11 protein-coding genes are annotated in these 16,752 nt (G+C 37.4%); 4 read left to right on the top strand and 7 right to left on the bottom strand.

Features of this window, described 5'->3' with window-relative positions:
• The first annotated feature begins 323 nt into the window (after window positions 1-323).
• Window positions 324-3,104 (top strand): outer membrane beta-barrel protein, encoded by a 2,781-nt coding sequence (locus DUT69_RS00400; RefSeq protein ID WP_113651164.1) that lies wholly within the window; start codon window positions 324-326, stop codon window positions 3,102-3,104.
• 218 nt (window positions 3,105-3,322) lie between these two features.
• Entirely contained in the window at window positions 3,323-6,097 is a 2,775-nt protein-coding gene (locus DUT69_RS00395) for an outer membrane beta-barrel protein (protein WP_113651163.1), read from the top strand.
• A gap of 378 nt (window positions 6,098-6,475) precedes the next feature.
• Here DUT69_RS00395 and DUT69_RS00390 read toward each other — a convergent pair whose 3' ends face one another.
• The 7 genes from DUT69_RS00390 to hutU form a co-directional block, all read right to left on the bottom strand.
• Window positions 6,476-7,930 carry an SDR family oxidoreductase gene (locus DUT69_RS00390; protein ID WP_113651162.1) on the bottom strand — a complete coding sequence of 485 codons (1,455 nt, stop codon included), beginning with the start codon at window positions 7,928-7,930 and terminating at the stop codon, window positions 6,476-6,478.
• Window positions 7,931-7,980: 50 nt separating this feature from the next.
• Window positions 7,981-9,279: an ABC1 kinase family protein gene (locus tag DUT69_RS00385; RefSeq protein WP_113651161.1), complete on the bottom strand. Its 1,299-nt coding sequence runs from the start codon at window positions 9,277-9,279 to the stop codon at window positions 7,981-7,983.
• 4 nt (window positions 9,280-9,283) lie between these two features.
• Window positions 9,284-9,937, bottom strand: coding sequence for a TetR family transcriptional regulator C-terminal domain-containing protein (locus DUT69_RS00380; RefSeq protein WP_113651160.1), 654 nt, complete (start codon window positions 9,935-9,937; stop codon window positions 9,284-9,286).
• 182 nt (window positions 9,938-10,119) lie between these two features.
• The gene (locus tag DUT69_RS00375; RefSeq protein ID WP_113651159.1) at window positions 10,120-10,512 is read right to left on the bottom strand and encodes a VOC family protein; all 393 of its coding nucleotides are present in this window, start codon (window positions 10,510-10,512) and stop codon (window positions 10,120-10,122) included.
• A gap of 471 nt (window positions 10,513-10,983) precedes the next feature.
• Window positions 10,984-11,352, bottom strand: a complete 369-nt coding sequence (crcB, locus tag DUT69_RS00370; RefSeq protein ID WP_113651158.1) for a fluoride efflux transporter CrcB — start codon at window positions 11,350-11,352, stop codon at window positions 10,984-10,986.
• Between the two features lie 3 nt (window positions 11,353-11,355).
• Window positions 11,356-11,991, bottom strand: a complete 636-nt coding sequence (locus tag DUT69_RS00365) for a hypothetical protein (RefSeq protein WP_113651157.1) — start codon at window positions 11,989-11,991, stop codon at window positions 11,356-11,358.
• 110 nt (window positions 11,992-12,101) lie between these two features.
• Window positions 12,102-13,769, bottom strand: coding sequence for a urocanate hydratase (gene hutU, locus DUT69_RS00360; RefSeq protein WP_113651156.1), 1,668 nt, complete (start codon window positions 13,767-13,769; stop codon window positions 12,102-12,104).
• 63 nt (window positions 13,770-13,832) lie between these two features.
• On the opposite strand from hutU, the gene DUT69_RS19120 reads away from it, so the two are divergent.
• Window positions 13,833-14,165, top strand: a complete 333-nt coding sequence (locus tag DUT69_RS19120; protein WP_162796141.1) for a hypothetical protein — start codon at window positions 13,833-13,835, stop codon at window positions 14,163-14,165.
• A 92-nt stretch (window positions 14,166-14,257) separates the two neighbouring features.
• Window positions 14,258-16,558 carry a TonB-dependent receptor gene (locus DUT69_RS00355; RefSeq protein WP_113651155.1) on the top strand — a complete coding sequence of 767 codons (2,301 nt, stop codon included), beginning with the start codon at window positions 14,258-14,260 and terminating at the stop codon, window positions 16,556-16,558.
• The last annotated feature ends 194 nt before the right edge of the window (window positions 16,559-16,752 follow it).

Raw genomic sequence — 16,752 nt, 5'->3', positions numbered from 1 at the left:
AGGCAGCGGAGGGCGAACATAGGGCGATTTTTTTCTGTGTACATCTGCAAGAAATATCCTTTTGTTTTTCTTTCTCTTAAATTGTGCACTCGTCACATTTTAGCGCATCTTCATCACATTTTCTAAAGCCAAAAAGCATAAAATTTTACTTTCGTGCAGTGTCGATTTTAATTAATCACACAAAAAATTAATGAAAATTTTATTTTACGAAACTTTTCGTACATTAGTTTCATACGAAATGGTTCGTAGTTTTTTATGCCATTTAGTTAGTGATGCAACATTCCAGGAAGTCTTGCGTCTCTTAGTTGTTTTTAACCCATTTTATGAAGAAAATTTTACTTGCCCTCGCCTTAATGTTAATTGGCAACTTGTTGTTTGCCCAAAAAGGAACCGTTACAGGAACTTTGGTTGATAGCGCTAACCGCAAAACCACTTTAAATTATGCTACCATTTCTGTTTTTAAAGGAACAGATACCGTTTTAACCACTTATAAATTATCAGATGATAAAGGTGTATTTAAAATCGTAAACTTAGAGTTAGGTGTAAAATATCGTTTAGTGATTAACGCTTGGATGTATAATATCTTCCGTAAGGAAATTATTATTACCGGCACAGAGCCGAACCTAAATGTCGGTGTTTTAGCATTGGCAGAAAAACGTAACGACCTAAATGAAGTAGTTATTATGTCTGAACGACCGCCGGTTGTTGTACGTAAAGATACCATAGAATTTAATGCCGAATCTTTTAAAACATTGCCTAGTGCGGTAGTTGAAGATTTATTGAAAAAGTTGCCTGGTGTAGCTATCGATGCAAATGGCGGAATAATGGTCAACGGCAAATCCGTTAGTAAAATATTAGTTGATGGAAAAGAGTTTTTTGGTGGCGACCAGCAAATTGCGACTAAAAATCTGCCAGCTAATATTATTGACAAAGTGCAATTAAGCGACGATCCGGAAGCAAAGCGAAGAGATCCCGATATAGTTGCAGGTAACATACCGCAAATCATCAACCTAAAACTAAAGAAAGCAATCAAGAGTGGCGCTTTTGGTAAATTTTATGCCGGTGGCGGTCCGAAAGAGCTTTTTGAAGCCGGTGGTATCATGAATTTTTTTAGAGATACGACCCAAGTTAGTGTATTAGGTTATGGCAACAATGTTAATAAGCCGGGCTTTAGTATTGGCGATGTTATGCGTATTGGTGGTTTTCAAAGGTCTGGTGTAAATTCGACATCAATTAATTCAGACGGCGGTTTTTCTCTGAACGGAATTTCTTTCGGAGGTTCTATGAATGGTGGCGTACAAAAATCTGCAGGTGGTGGAGCAAACTTTAATACCCTCACAAAAAAGGGTGTTAAAATTAACGGAAAATACTTTTTGGGTTACAGCGACAATTTTAATAATACACAAACCGATATCGATCAGACATTAGGAGATAGACGACTATTTATTAACAGCCAATCGTTACAAAACAGCATCAATTACAGCCATAATTTTGGAGGTAGAATAGAAGCTAAGCTAGATAGTTTAACTACGCTAACTATCGAACCAAACATATCTATAGGAATTGCGGACAGTGATGGAACATTGGTTACTTCTACCTTTAACAACAATCTTCAGCTAGAAAGCGACGGTAACAACATTTCTAGATCAAAAGGAAGAACCAACGATTATAATCTAAGTACAAACCTTTGGAAAGATTTTAAGAAAAAAGGAAGATCTTTAAATCTTACCTTAAATGTATCGCAAAGGGATAATTTAACGGATAATTATAATATTAACGAGAGCAATTTTTACTTGCCGGCAAATCCAGCTGTGCTGTTAGACCAATTGAGGGATAATAACATATCTAATTTTAACATTAACCTAAATGGAAACTATAGCGAACCTCTTAGTAAAGTTTTAACGCTAAGCATTGCAAGCAGTGCAAATTACATTGATAATGAAAATGCCTTGGTAACTTTTTTCAGAAATCCAAACAATCAAGATTACGATATTGCAGTACCAAACCTTAGCGAAACGGTAATTCAAAGTGGTTACAAAACAAATAACAGGTTAAGTTTGCGTTGGGCGGTAACTAAAAATTTAAATATTCAGCCGGGTTTCGTTTTTAATACCATCGATTTAAAAAACGAATTTGCTAATAACCAAAACTTCGACCAACACTTTAATTTTTTTGCACCGCAATTAACTATCAGGTATAAGAGCTTAAATTTTAGTTATTCGCCATCATTTAGAGAGGCTGATGTAAGATACTTGCAACCAATTGCTAACAACACCAACCAATTCTATATTCAAAATGGTAACCCCAATTTGCGCCCTTCGAAAACACATCAGGTGAATATGAATTTGTACAAGTACGATACCCAAAAAACACTGAGCTATAACCTGTACTTAGGTGGTAGTGTGCAAAACGATGGCGTAATTATGTCGAGAATAATTGGAGATGGCGGTGTACAAACTGTAACACCTATCAATCGGGATGGCATTTGGCAGTTTCATAGTAATGGTAATATCTCTAAAGATTTTAAAACCACCAAAAGACAATTTACCATTACTGCGGGTTATTGGGGTAATTACAACAAAAGCTACGTAATGGTAAATAACATTATGAGCGAGAGTAAAATTATAAATGGCGGACCTAGGCTAGGCGGAAGGATTAACCTAAATGATAAGTTAGAGTTTGGCGAAACCTACAGTTTTGGCTTTAACAAAAGTTTTTATACCGATAATTTTTTCAGAAATCTAAACTATTACAATCATGGAAGTGATACAGAATTGATTGTACGTATTCCGAAAAAAGTGGTTTGGGAAACAAATTACCGTTTACAGTACAACACCCAAACGCTTAATGGGCAAAACAATACCATTAGTTTCTGGAATGCGGCAGTTACCACGCTTTTCATGAAAAACGATAGGTTACAACTTAAATTATCGGTTAACGACATCTTAAATACCAATAACCGCCGTTACGTTTACATTACAGAGAACACGGCTAGAGATATGAGAATAAATAATTTAGGCAGGCATGGTTTGCTAACACTAACTTACAACATCCAAAATTTTGGCGGTAAAGTTGGCGGAAAAGATACCATGTTTAGGTTTTAACGTGTTTTAATTTACCACATAGGTACACATATACAGGCAGAACTATGCATCTATGTGGTAAAAATTAGAGTTGAATTGAAAGTTTACAGCATGCCAATCAGATCAGCTACGATAGTTTCGTAACATTGTTGCGATTTGTTTCTTTATTAAAACTAATTTTTTAGTTTAGTAAGGTAGAAACCATTCAGCAGTTATAGAAACCTAGCTTAAATCATTTTATGAAGAGAATTTTATTTGCCATTACCTTACTATTTGCAGTTAATTTTGCTTTTGCCCAAAAAGGTAGCGTAGCCGGAACATTATTGGATAGTGCTAATCAGAAACTGACCTTAAATTACGCAACGGTCTCTATCTATAAAGGAAGCGATACCGTTTTAACTAATTACAAATTATCTGATGATAAAGGGGTCTTCAAAATTTCTAATCTAGATTTAGGTGTTAAATATAAGGTTGTGGTAAATGCTTGGATGTATAATGTATATCGCAAAGAGATTACACTTACATCGGCTTCGCCGGATTTAAACTTAGGTAAACTACTGCTTACCGAGAAAACAAACGATTTAAAGGAAGTGGTAATCCAGTCTGAAAGGCCGCCAATTATTGTGCGTAAAGACACCATAGAATTTAATGCAGAGTCTTTTAAAACCTTGCCAACAGCGGTGGTAGAAGATCTCTTGAAAAAACTACCAGGTGTTGCTGTAGCTTCAGACGGCTCTATACAAGTTAATGGAAAGTCGGTTAGTAAAATATTGGTGGATGGAAAAGAGTTCTTCGGTGGCGACCAACAGATAGCAACTAAAAATCTCCCGGCAAATATTATCGATAAAATTCAAGTTGCAGACGATCCGGAAGCTAAACGCCGTGATCCCGATTTGTTAGCAGGCAATACACCTCAAATAATTAATCTAAAACTTAAAAAGGCAATTAAGCAAGGTGCATTTGGCAAAATTTACGGTGGTGGCGGACCGAATGAAAGGTTTGAAACTGGCGGTATTATGAGTTTCTTTAGAGATACCACCCAAGTGAGTTTACTGGCCTATGGAAACAACATAAATAAGCCAGGTTTTAGCATTGGCGATGTTTCCCGCATCGGCGGATTCTCTAGAGGTGGCATTAATTCTGTGATGGTAAACTCTGATGGCGGTTTTGCGCTAAACAATATTTCTTTTGGTGGTGCGTCTTCGGGTGTGCAACAATCTGCAGGAGCCGGTGCAAATTTTAATACCTTAACCAAAAATGGCATAAAGCTAAATGCCAAATATTTCTTCGGTCAGGTAGACAATACCATTGAGCAATTAATAAATGCAGATCAAAATTTAGGAGATAGTAAGTTACTAACCAATACCAATTCTAATCAGCGTAATAAAAGCTACAACCATAATATCGGAGCCAGAGCGGAGTGGAAAATAGACAGCCTTACAAACCTAACAGTAGAACCTACCATAACAATCAACCAAATACGCAATGCAGGTCTGTTGCAAACCCGAAGTGCAAATGGTAACAACGATTTGCTAAACACGGGTAATAACGCTAGTCGCACACAGGCAAATAATGCCGAATATTTTATTTCGGCCAGCCTATGGAGGGATTTTAAAAAAGCAGGACGATATTTAAACACATCGGTTAACGTAACTAAAACAAATAATTTAGGAGACGACTTTAATACCGCTACTAATCAGTTTTACGATCCTGCCTCAACTGCGGTAATAGATCAACTAAGAGACAATAATATTCGTAATTTTAGTACCTACCTAAGCTTAAATTATGCAGAGCCGATTAGTAAAAAATTAGCTTTAAGCTTGGTTACTAGCGGAAATTACATAGATAACGAAAACGCGTTAACAACATTTTATAAAGACCCTCTAAATCAAACTTATGATATTATGGTGCCAACACTTTCCGAAACTGTTATGCAATCTGGTTTTAAAACAAATACTAGGGCTACTTTAAGGTGGAAAGTGACAAAAGACTTAAATATTCAACCGGGTTTTGTTTTTAACACTATAAATCTAGAAAACAGCTTTAGCACCAATCCATCGTTCGAACAGAACTTTCAATTTATTGCGCCTCAATTAACAATAAGGTATAAAGATTTAAACGTAAGCTATTCGCCAAATTTCAGAGAGCCAGATGTAAGGTATATACAGCCTGTAGCCAACAACTCAAACCCTTTGTTTGTACAAAATGGAAACCCAACTTTACGCCCTGCCAAAACACATCAAGTAAATTTAAACCTCTATAAGTACGACACCAAAAACTCCTTAAATTATAATGCTAACTTAAATGGAAGTGTACAAAACGATGGGGTAATTATGTCAAGAGTAATTAGTGCCGAAGGTATACAAACCAATACGCCTAATAATGCCGATGGAATTTGGAGATTTAATGCCAGCGGTAACATTACCAAAGAATTTAAGAATATGAAAAGGCAATATACCTTAGGTTTGGGTTTTTGGACTAACTATTCCAGAAATATTGTAGAAGTAAATAATGTTAGAAGTAATGCACACGTAATATCTTTTACGCCAAGAGTTAATGGTCGGATTAACTTAAACGACAAGTTTGAGCTAGGACAATCTTACAACCTATCTATCAATAACAGCGCCTACGATAGCGACTTTTTCAACGATTTAAGTTACCTAACACATACCGGAGAAACAGAGTTGGTTGTACGTTTACCTAAAAAAATGGTTTGGGAAACAACTTATAGAATTATGTACAACACCCAAAGTGCAAATGGTTTTAGCAATAATATACAGCTATGGAATGCGGCGCTTACCTTTTTATTTATGAAAAATGATAGAATGCAGTTGAAGTTTGCGGTTAACGACATTTTAAATACCAATACACGTAGGTATATAAGCATTAGCGAAAACAGTATTAGAGATACGAGAACTAATAATCTTGGTCGCCACGGCTTGTTAACCTTAACTTACAATATCCAAAATTTTGGAGGTAAAGTTGGCGGTAAGGAAACTATGTTTAGGTTTTAACTTATTTCTTTAACAAAAGGCGCATAGAAAAACAAGCAAGACTACCTGCCTATGTGGTTAAAATGTTTATAAATCTGAAAAGCAAAAGCAGTGCTTCGTTGTAACACCTGTCCTGCCATTCGTTACAATCTTTTTGTGAATGTTGGTGCTTAATCCAAACCTCGTAGGTTTAAAAAACCTACGAGGTTTATTGTGTACAGCAAAAAGGATTTCCACTGCTGTCACGTTTAAATACTAAAGCCTATGATAATAAACCCATTCATAGGAGCAGAAAAGAAGTTCTTAAACCCGATAGGAGCGAACACGAAGTAAAGCGGATAGCGGGACAGAACAATCCAATTAACTCATGTCCGTGCTTTTCAACTCAAAATCCTATTTTTAACTCGGTAATTCTGGCTTATAGGTTGTAATTTGTTTCGCCATGCCTTTAAAAAGCACTAAATGAAACGGAAACATGGCGTACCAATAAACCCGGCCCCACAAACCATGTGGTCTAAAGGTTGCAATTTGCGAAAGGTAAGATTTGTTATGGTGCTGAACCACTTTTAACTCTAACCAAGCCTCTCCAGGCACTTTCATTTCTGCATAGAGCAAAAGGCGTTTATGCGCTTTGTCGGCCAATAACACCCGCCAAAAATCTAGCACATCTCCAGCCTGCAAACTAACGTTGCTGGTTCTGCCACGTCTGGTGCCTACCCCTCCAAACATTTTGTCTAAAAATCCTCGCAAACTCCAAAGCCAGTCTAAATAATACCAGCCTCGGCTACCGCCAATGCCCCAAATATTTTCAAAAACCTCTTCCGCCTTGCGTTCAAATGGCATTTTAACTTTATATTCTACTGTTCCGTTTTGGGGCACTTTAACCTGGTCCATAAAAGAAGTTTCTAGATAACCTCTATTTAAAGCGTCTTTCCAACTGCTGACGATAGAATTTTGCTCAATTTTTTCAAAAGCTAATTTTAAGGCTTCTTTGTAACTTAAGCAGTTTCGTGGAACCACTTTTTTAATAGCGTCGTTTTGGCAAACTACCTCAACTTTCATGCTGTCTACCAAACTTCGGGCAAGTGAATAGGGAACCGCAGTTACTAAATTTAACCAGAGGGATGAAAGTTTTGGCGTTAAAACCGGGACAGTAAAAATGTATCTCTTTAAACCTCTAGACTCGGCATATTGCAAAATCATCTGTTTGTAGGTTAAAATGTCGGGGCCACCGATATCAAATACCTGCTTATAGGCCTGTTCGTTTGCCAACACGCCACATAAATAGCCTAAAACATCTCTAATGGCAATGGGTTGGCATTTTGTTCTTACCCATTTAGGCGCAACCATTACGGGCAATTTTTCGGCTAAATCCCTAATTATTTCGAAGGACGCAGAACCCGAGCCGATAATAATTGCAGCTCTTAAAATGGAATAATTGATGCCAGAATTTTTAAGTTCATCTTCAACAGCAAGCCGAGAACTTAAATGTTTAGATAGCTCAGCATCGTTTACAATACCTGTTAGGTAAATTACTTGTTTGCATTGCGTGGTTGTTATGGCATTAACAAAGTTCTTGGCAGACTGCAGTTCCAAATCAGAAAAATCCTTTCCACTACCAGACATAGAATGCACCAAATAGTAGCAAGCCTCAATATCATTTGGAATATTTTGTAAACTTTCTGGTTTTAATAAGTCGCCTGTAATTATTTTTACCTTTTCACCAAAATCGCTCTCTAAGGCAAACCTACGCGGGTCGCGAACCATGCATACCACTTCATAACCTTGCTCAAGTAAAACTGGTAATAGTCGTGTGCCAATGTAGCCATTTGCGCCTGTAAGTAGTATTTTCATGATTGTTAGAAATGATTAATCCAATAACAATCAAGATCTACATTTGTTATTTAAACATGTGGCTTAAAAGTGTCAGTTCTTACAGTGGCTTTTAGCTCATGCAAAATATTGTACAGGCCAAAGTTGGTACGGTTAATATAAATGAAATGTTTCACACCTCGTGCTTGTTTAAACTCCGGCATTTTGGCAACTTTTTCGCCATAGGTATACAAATCTTCAAAAAATTGTTCTTCGCTAAAATCGAACGTATTGGTTACATAAGGTTTAGCGAATAGCGAAATCATTTCCTTATAAGATTTATAATAAAACTCAATTTGTGCAGGGCTATCATTCGGCAAAATCATCTGCAATGCCCTAAATGCTTCAATTGTTTTTTCCTTGTCTTCAAATAAATCGGTAGAGGTTAGCGAGAAAAAAGGATAGTAAAAATCGTCTGGCATTTCCTTTATGCAACCAAAATCTATGGCGCCTAACTTTTCATCTTTCGTAATCAGAAAATTCCCGGGGTGTGGGTCGGCGTGTACCTTTCTCAACTCATGTTGCTGAAAGTTGTAAAAATCCCATAAGGCCTGGCCAATTTTATTTTTTACTTCTTGAGAAGGGTTGGATTGCAAAAATTCTTTTAAATGCAATCCTTCAATCCAATCCATTGTAATAATTCTACTGCTAGAAAGCTCAGGATAATAAGTGGGGAAAACTACATTGTTTAAATTTTTACAGGCTTCTGCAAACTCGATAGAGCTTCTTACTTCACGTACGTAATCGGTTTCTTCTAACAAGCGTTCTTCAACTTCGGCAATGTAAATGTTAAGTTCCTTTTCGCTCATGCCTAATAACCTAAAAGCAAATGGCTTAACCAATTTAAGATCAGAAGAAATGCTATCGCCAACACCCGGATATTGAATTTTTACCGCAAGCTTTTTGCCATTCAATTCAGCTTCGTGCACTTGGCCAATCGAAGCTGCATGCGTAGATTTGATATTAAATTTGTCGTATATTTTTTCTGGCGTTTTGCCAAAGCTTTTGGTAAATGTGCGCACAATTAATGGCCCCGATAAAGGTGGCGCATTATATTGCGACTGTGTGAAACGATCTACATAAGCTCTTGGCAAAATATTTTTGTCCATGCTTAACATCTGCGCAATTTTTAACGCAGAGCCTTTTAGCTCGCTTAAAGAATTGTATATGTCAGATGCGTTATCTTCATTTAACTCGTCCCTACTTAATGCCGGATTGAAGATTTTTTTAGAGTAGTGTTTAATGTAATTGCCACCAATCTGGAAGCCGGTTTTTACAAATTTAGCCGAACGTTCTACCTTAGTGGTAGGCATGCTTTCTTGAGTCTTCATTAGCTTAAAATCCCATCTTTTCTTTTAGCTTGCCGTGCTGCGTTAGAAATTTTCCGTACTCAAACAAGTTATCAATTGGCGAGCGCTGGAAAAGATCAAACGTAACTTGAATTCCTCTCTCGATCGCCTCATCGGTTTTTTCGAAACCATCGCTATCGTCATCCATCCAAAAATTTAGAATAAAAGCATACTGAACCCAAAGGGCATCTTTATAACGTTTGGCAAAGAATTTTCTGTCGGCAAGTTCGCCTGTTTCCAAGCCTTCGTTTATAATTTCTTCTGCAAATTTCTCGAAAATGGGCTTTGCACCAGCTAAAACTTCTGGTGTAGCTAAACGCTTGCCATGTTTCTTTAAACTGTAAATTACAAAGCTGCGGTGGTTTTTTAGCAACTCTACATAGCTATAAAAGAAAGAAAGCATTTTTTCTCTAGCAGAATATTGCAACCAAAGCTCTTGCTTTTGAATTTCATCAATAGTTTCTACAGTAAGCTCAAACCAAATATTTTTCTCTATACTTTCAAAAGAAGCATAAAATGCATAAAAATCAGCTTCAGAAATTTTAAGCTTTTTTACAAAGCTGTAAACCGATTTTGGTTGTTCGTTATGCGTTAACACATAATCTACGTAACCTTTTTTGATTTGAATTGCAGTTGCCATTTTCTTTTTATTTAAAAACGTTAAAAAAGTGGTTTTGGTTTACGAAACCACTCAAAATTAACACTTTATTTATCAGAAATTTGCAATAAAAAACAGGCACAATCCAAGCTAACCACATAGCTAACCTTTAACAAAATACAGCTTATGTTATATGTTACTATGTGGCTAAAACGCTATAGCTACTATTCCATAGAGAATAATCCGAAAGGATTACCTTCTGTATCTACACAAATCGAACAGAAACCAAATTCGCCGATAGAGAATTTAGAGCGACTAACAATCCCACCTGCGGCTTTTATCCTAGCTTCCTCAACATTTGCATCCTTACACGGAAAATAAACCATTGTATTTACACAACTGCCATCGCCTTCTTTAGTTCCCGGCATTTCAATTAGGGCACCAGAAACACCCTGATTTTCCATCGGAGAAAAGAATGACATCTTCATCTCATCTGGCGAATCTCCGGGGGCAGGACTGTCGATAAAGTTTGTGCCCAATACTTCGCTGTAAAATTTTTTAGCTCGGTTGATATCTTTTACATAGATTTCGAACCAACAGATAATGTTTTCATTCATAGTTTGTTATTTTGCTTTTAGCTAATTTAACTACTATTTCTAAAACTGCCGATGGGCAATTGCGCCAGATATTGGGGCAATTTACGCCTTAATTAGCCTCAATTTTGATAAGGGCTTTGAAAGGCGAGGTCATTGCGTAAAATATACGTTCGGCCCTGCTTTCCGCTTTACTGCGTGCTCGCTTCAATCAGGCTTAGCTTACAATAGCTGCTGCTACTATTTTCGGTTGAGTTGAAGCTGTACTAACTTGTATCTGCATCTTAAATCGTAAGGACTGACAATATGCTAGAAGTTTTTATGCAATTGGGTTTAACCACCAATTGCTTATGTTTTTATTTATTTTGATAAGTGTTTTTTGCATCTTGCAGGCGCTGAAATCTCAAACGAACTAATGCCTTTGTACTATAAACCCGATTTTAAAGCGGGGCTAAATATGCCAAGCTCCGTGAACATTGTTTTTCTGAAAAAAACTTATTTACTAAGCATTAACCCCAAACCCACAGCTAAAAAACCAACTAATACACTTGCCAAAGTGTAGGCAATAAGCGTTAAATAATTTTGGTTTTGCAACAAGGAAATATTCTCTGCGGCAAATGTAGAAAACGTGGTGTAGCCACCGCAAAAGCCGGTAATAAATAGAAGTTTTAAGTTGCTGTCGGTATTGTTGTGCGAAAAATAGCCGATCAAAATGCCAATTATCAAACAGCCTAATATATTGGTAATAAAAGTGGCTAAGGGAAAAGTGCCGACATAATATTTTGCCGTTAGTTGCGATGTTAAATAGCGAAATATGCTACCCAAACCGCCACCAATGCCTACCAATAAAAGTTGTTTAATCATTTTTTAAGGTTCAATTCTTTCGCCTTTTTGCAATTTTTCTTTTCGCTTTTCTTGCCACAAAAAGTGCATTAACGTATTTAGCACTACGGCGTTCCAATCGTAATGGAAACTTAAGGCCACTTTCTTTTTGGCGTCGTTTTGATCTTGAATATGCAACAAGCCTTTATCCTGATGATATTTAATGTCAGTCCAAGGCACCAATGCTGTTTTCGTTTTGCCTAAAAACCATGTTTTATAACTCAGGGTAAATCCTTCATAATTAAACTTTGCTGCGCCCACTTCTAGCGTTTGCTTTTCGTTTAACTGTTCAATGAAAAAGTTAACCAATTGTTTTTTCACAAAATGCCACAAGCCCGTCATAATGTAATAGTAGGTATGGTCTTCCTCTAACAATTCGCCAACTTTTTTGCTGTCGAATTTGATGCTTACGGTTTTACCATCTTTGCTTTTTACTTCAATGCTATAGCTTTTTTTAATTGGTTTTTTAACTTTTCCAATTAAAGAAACACCGTATCTAACCGCTGTAACATCTGCGCAAGCAATGGTTGTTTGGTTAACTACTATAGCATCCTTATTAATTTTTACCTTTTGGTTTGATGATGGAATAACGATATCTACGTCGAAACTATGTGGTTGCATGAGCTAAATCTTATAAAAATTGATAGACAAATATGGGTATTTTAAATAATAAGTTAGGTGGATTTAAATTAAGCGCTCTTCATTTTCTAATTTTTGCTAACGTTTAAATGTTACTTCAATCCGAGCCTATGTTTTCTGAGTGTATCTTTTGCAATATCATATCCTGCATCAGCATGGCGAATTACACCCATTGCAGGGTCGTTATGTAAAACACGCTTAATTCTTTTTGCTGCATCTTCAGTTCCGTCGGCCACAATAACCATTCCTGCGTGTATAGAATAGCCAATGCCCACACCACCACCATGATGTAATGATACCCAGCTTGCACCACCAGCGGTATTTATTAAAGCGTTTAAAATTGGCCAGTCCGCCACTGCATCAGAACCATCTAACATGGCCTCCGTTTCGCGGTTTGGAGAAGCTACCGAACCGGTGTCTAAATGATCTCGACCTATAACTATCGGGGCTTTAACTTTTCCGTCGGCTACCAATTTGTTAAAAGCTAAACCTGCTTTTTCTCTTTCTCCCTGGCCTAACCAACAAATTCTAGCCGGTAACCCTTGAAATGCAATACGCTCCTGCGCCATCGTAATCCATTGACGTAAACTTTCGTTTTCGGGAAAAAGTTCTAAAATCAATTTATCTGTTTCGTAAATATCTTGCGGATCGCCACTTAACGCTGCCCAACGAAACGGACCTTTTCCCTCGCAAAACAAAGGCCTGATGTAAGCTGGCACAAATCCGGGAAAATCAAATGCGTTTTTTACGCCAACCTCTAGAGCACGTCCGCGTAAGTTATTACCGTAATCAAAAGTAATGGCACCGCGTTTTTGCAATTCGAGCATTTGCTCTACGTGTTTTGCCATCGTTGCATACGAGCGTTTGGTATATTCCTCAGGATTTTTTTCTCTTAATTCGCTAGCATCATTAACCGTTAATCCCTCTGGAAAATAACCAATTAGTGGATCGTGTGCCGAAGTTTGATCTGTTAAAGTATCAGGGGTAATATTTCGATCAATTAAATGCTGTAAAAGCTCAACCGCATTACAAACTACACCGATTGAAAGTGCTTTTTTCTCTTGCTTGTACCGTAACGCTCGGTCAATTGCCTCGTCAATATCGTAGCAGATCTCATCAATATATCTGGTTTCTAAACGCTTTTTAATACGCCATTCTTCCACATCCGCCGCTAGGCAAACACCTTGGTTCATGGTAATGGCCAAGGGTTGTGCGCCGCCCATTCCGCCTAAACCTGCGGTAACATTTAACGTTCCTTTTAAATTGCTTTGAAAATGTTTTTTGGCAAGCGCCGAATAAGTTTCGTAAGTGCCTTGAACAATCCCTTGCGAACCGATGTAAATCCACGAGCCAGCGGTCATTTGACCGTACATCATTAAACCTTTGTCTTCAAGTTCATCAAAATTTTGCTGTGTAGCCCATTTCGGTACCAATTGCGAATTTGATATTAATACCCTCGGGGCATCTTTATGCGTCGGTAAAATACCTACAGGTTTGCCCGATTGGATTAATAAAGTTTCATCTTCTTCTAGATTTTGTAATGCCTTAATGATAAGTTCGAGCGCTTCTTTGTTGCGGGCCGCCTTTCCTCTGCCACCGTAAACAATCAAGTCTTCTGGTCGCTCTGCAACATCCGGATCTAAATTATTCAACAACATTCGTAATGCGGCTTCTTGCACCCATCCTTTACAAGTTAATGTATTTCCGGTAGGTGTATTCTTTATTTTTAGGTTTAAACCCTCGTTTATATTTGTGGTCATATCAAGGCAATGTTACAACTCAAATGTAGAAAATTATTGTTATTTGTTTACGTTTGCATCACATTGAAAAAACGCCGAGAAAATATTGAACGCACACTAACCCTCGTTTTATTATGGGTGTTTTCGCTTGCAATTACTCCGTGGAGCATTTTTCATCATCACCACGAGCTAAAGGTAGTTGTAGAGAAAAACTGTACACACCATTTTCACATTAAAACGTCGGCAGAAACTTGTCTGATTTGTAAAGCGCATTTCGAAAAAGACTACACTGTTGCCAGCGTATTGCCTACGGTATATATGCAAAGTATAAAATTAGGTACTCCTGTAGAACGAGTAGAAAACAGCTACACGGCGCTCATTTCAACCTCACTCAGAGGACCGCCTACAATTTCCTAAATTTTTTCATAGCACATATTGGTGCGGTCAATTATTTAGCTTTTGCCCTTTCGGGCGATGCTTTTCTATTTATTATTATAAAATTTTAAGAAATGAAGTTTATTCATAATTTGCTAATTGCGATATTTTTCGCCTTTTTAGCAATTCCGGCTTTTGCTAATAAATACGCAGAGGTAACAGGAAAGATTACAGACGCAGAGACACAGCAGCCTTTAGTTGGCGCAACAATTTACATATCAGATTTAAAAGCTGTAACCACAAGTAATGCCAATGGCGAGTTTACTTTAAAAAACGTACCTGCCAAAGGCAAATTTTTGGTAGAGGTAAGATACACTGGCTACAAAACCGCCTCAAAACAAATAGATTTGGCTAATAACACTCCCTTAAATTTTGCTTTAGAAATTTCGGTAATTGAAAGTGCCGAAGTTGTAATTACCGGAACACCATTTAGCGCAAACAACAAAACAAATAGTTTGGCTGTAGTAACGGTTAACAGAGAAAAATTGGCGCAAAGCGGAGGTACAAACCTAATTGATGCAATAGCTAAAGTGCCCGGAATCTCGCAGATTTCTACTGGCGGAGCTATTTCTAAGCCAACCATTAGGGGTTTAGGTTACAATAGGGTTTTAACAATTGTTGATGGCGCAAGGGAAGAAGGCCAACAATGGGGAGATGAACACGGCATACAAGTAGACCAGTTTTCGGCAGCGAGAGTTGAAGTTTTAAAAGGACCAGCAAGTTTGCTTTACGGCTCTGACGCATTGGGCGGTGTGATTAATGTTATAGATGATTTTGTGCCGGCAATGGGCGAGCATAATGGTAATTTCACTACATATTACAGTACCAATAATGGTTTAACGGCATCGTCTCTAATGATGCAGGGCAACAGTAATGGCTTTGTTTACCGCGGTAGAGTGTCCTACAAAAATGCCTATGGTTTTAGCTACAAGGATAAGACAGTTCCGAATGCAGGTTTTAACGAAACTAACGTTAACGGAATGCTCGGTTTAAACAAAACTTGGGGTTACGCACATTTAAATTTATCAAGGTTTAATACCAATGTTGGTTTGGTAGAAGAAGGACCAGATGCGGATGGAAATTATTTAAACGAAGATGGCGATGTGATTAGCAATGCTGATGCTCGTAAAAGAAAGCTTGGCTTGCCTTATCAAAATATAAACCACTATCGTGCTGCTTTAAATAGTAATATCCTTTTAGGTGGCGGACAATTAAAGTCTACGCTAGCGTTTCAGAAAAACATTCGTAAAGAATTTGAAGAGAGCGAAGACGAAGCTGGCTTAAACCTTAATTTAGAATCTTATACTTATGATGTTAAATATTCTTTTCCAAGTACAGGCAACTGGGAGCCAACACTAGGTTTACAAGGTATGTACCAAACCAATGCCAATAAAGGCGACGAATATCTGATTCCAGATTATACAAGCAATAACATTGGCGCATTTGCTTATCTGAAAAGAAATTTTGAAAAAGGTGCTATAAACGCAGGTGTACGTTATGATTATAAAACCATTAGTGGAAAAGATTTAACTGCCGATGGCGAACAAGTATTTTCTGCTTTTAAGAATAACTTTTCTAATATTTCTGGCTCTATTGGCGTTGCTTATGAAATAGCCAAAGATTTAGTGCTTAGAGGTAATGCAGGATCTGGATTTAGAGCGCCAAACATAGCAGAATTGGGTGCAAACGGAAGGCACGAAGGTACATTTAGGTACGAGATCGGTAATAGCGATTTAAAACAAGAAACTAGTTTGCAATTTGATTTAGGTTTAGAATACTCGGGCGAAAAGGTAACCTTAGGTTTAAACGCTTACAGCAATCGTATTTACAATTACATATACCCAGGAAATTTTAACAACGAAACCACGCCCTTTGTAGATGAAGATGGTTTAAGTACCATTTTGCCAGTTTATCGTTTTGTACAAACCGATGCCGATTTAATTGGTGGCGAAGCATCTGTCGATTTCCATTTAATCAAATCCCTACATTTCGAAAATACATTCTCCTATGTAAAAGGTACCAACCGTGCAGATAACTCTGCTTTGCCATTTATCCCGGCGGCAAGTTTAAATAACGAACTGCGTTTCGAACCAAACTTAAAAGGGTTGGATAATAGTTTTATAAAAGTTGGTTTAACTAACGTTTTTAAACAAAACCGATTTGACGCGTTTGAAACCCAAACGGATGGTTACACTTTGCTTGACGCAGGTGTTGGAACTTCTTTTAAAGTTAAACGAGGTAAAATTAATGTTTGGGTAACCGGACAGAACCTAACCAATAAATTATACTATAACCACTTAAGCAGGTATAAGCCCGTTGGCATTTACAATGCTGGAAGAAATGTAAGTTTCGGTATAAGTGTGCCAATTTTGTAAGTTTAATTTTTTCGTCATACCCAACTTGATTGGGTACCGTAATGATACTTACTTATAAAGTCGCGGATTCGCAGGTCATTAACTTACGAATCCGCGAATTTTTTATGCGTTTTGTCATTCCAATTTTGGAGCAATCTGCCAACGTTGTTTTATAGATTCTTCGCTTCGGCCTGAATGACAGATCGCCTAACAAA

The sequence above is a fragment of the Pedobacter namyangjuensis genome (genome assembly GCF_003313325.1).
GTDB lineage: Bacteria > Bacteroidota > Bacteroidia > Sphingobacteriales > Sphingobacteriaceae > Pedobacter > Pedobacter namyangjuensis.
The sequence above is the reverse complement of the archived record's forward strand: the minus strand, read 5'-3'. Positions and strand labels throughout refer to the sequence as shown.

Bases quoted from the DNA above. Each gene is read 5' to 3' on its own strand.
- DUT69_RS00365 (WP_113651157.1), bottom strand. From the start codon at position 11,991: ATGCAACCACATAGTTTCGACGTAGATATCGTTATTCCATCATCAAAC.
- DUT69_RS00395 (WP_113651163.1), top strand. From the start codon at position 3,323: ATGAAGAGAATTTTATTTGCCATTACCTTACTATTTGCAGTTAATTTT.
- DUT69_RS00385 (WP_113651161.1), bottom strand. From the start codon at position 9,279: ATGAAGACTCAAGAAAGCATGCCTACCACTAAGGTAGAACGTTCGGCT.
- crcB (WP_113651158.1), bottom strand. From the start codon at position 11,352: ATGATTAAACAACTTTTATTGGTAGGCATTGGTGGCGGTTTGGGTAGC.
- hutU (WP_113651156.1), bottom strand. From the start codon at position 13,769: ATGACCACAAATATAAACGAGGGTTTAAACCTAAAAATAAAGAATACA.
- DUT69_RS00400 (WP_113651164.1), top strand. From the start codon at position 324: ATGAAGAAAATTTTACTTGCCCTCGCCTTAATGTTAATTGGCAACTTG.
- DUT69_RS00390 (WP_113651162.1), bottom strand. From the start codon at position 7,930: ATGAAAATACTACTTACAGGCGCAAATGGCTACATTGGCACACGACTA.
- DUT69_RS00375 (WP_113651159.1), bottom strand. From the start codon at position 10,512: ATGAATGAAAACATTATCTGTTGGTTCGAAATCTATGTAAAAGATATC.
- DUT69_RS00355 (WP_113651155.1), top strand. From the start codon at position 14,258: ATGAAGTTTATTCATAATTTGCTAATTGCGATATTTTTCGCCTTTTTA.
- DUT69_RS00380 (WP_113651160.1), bottom strand. From the start codon at position 9,937: ATGGCAACTGCAATTCAAATCAAAAAAGGTTACGTAGATTATGTGTTA.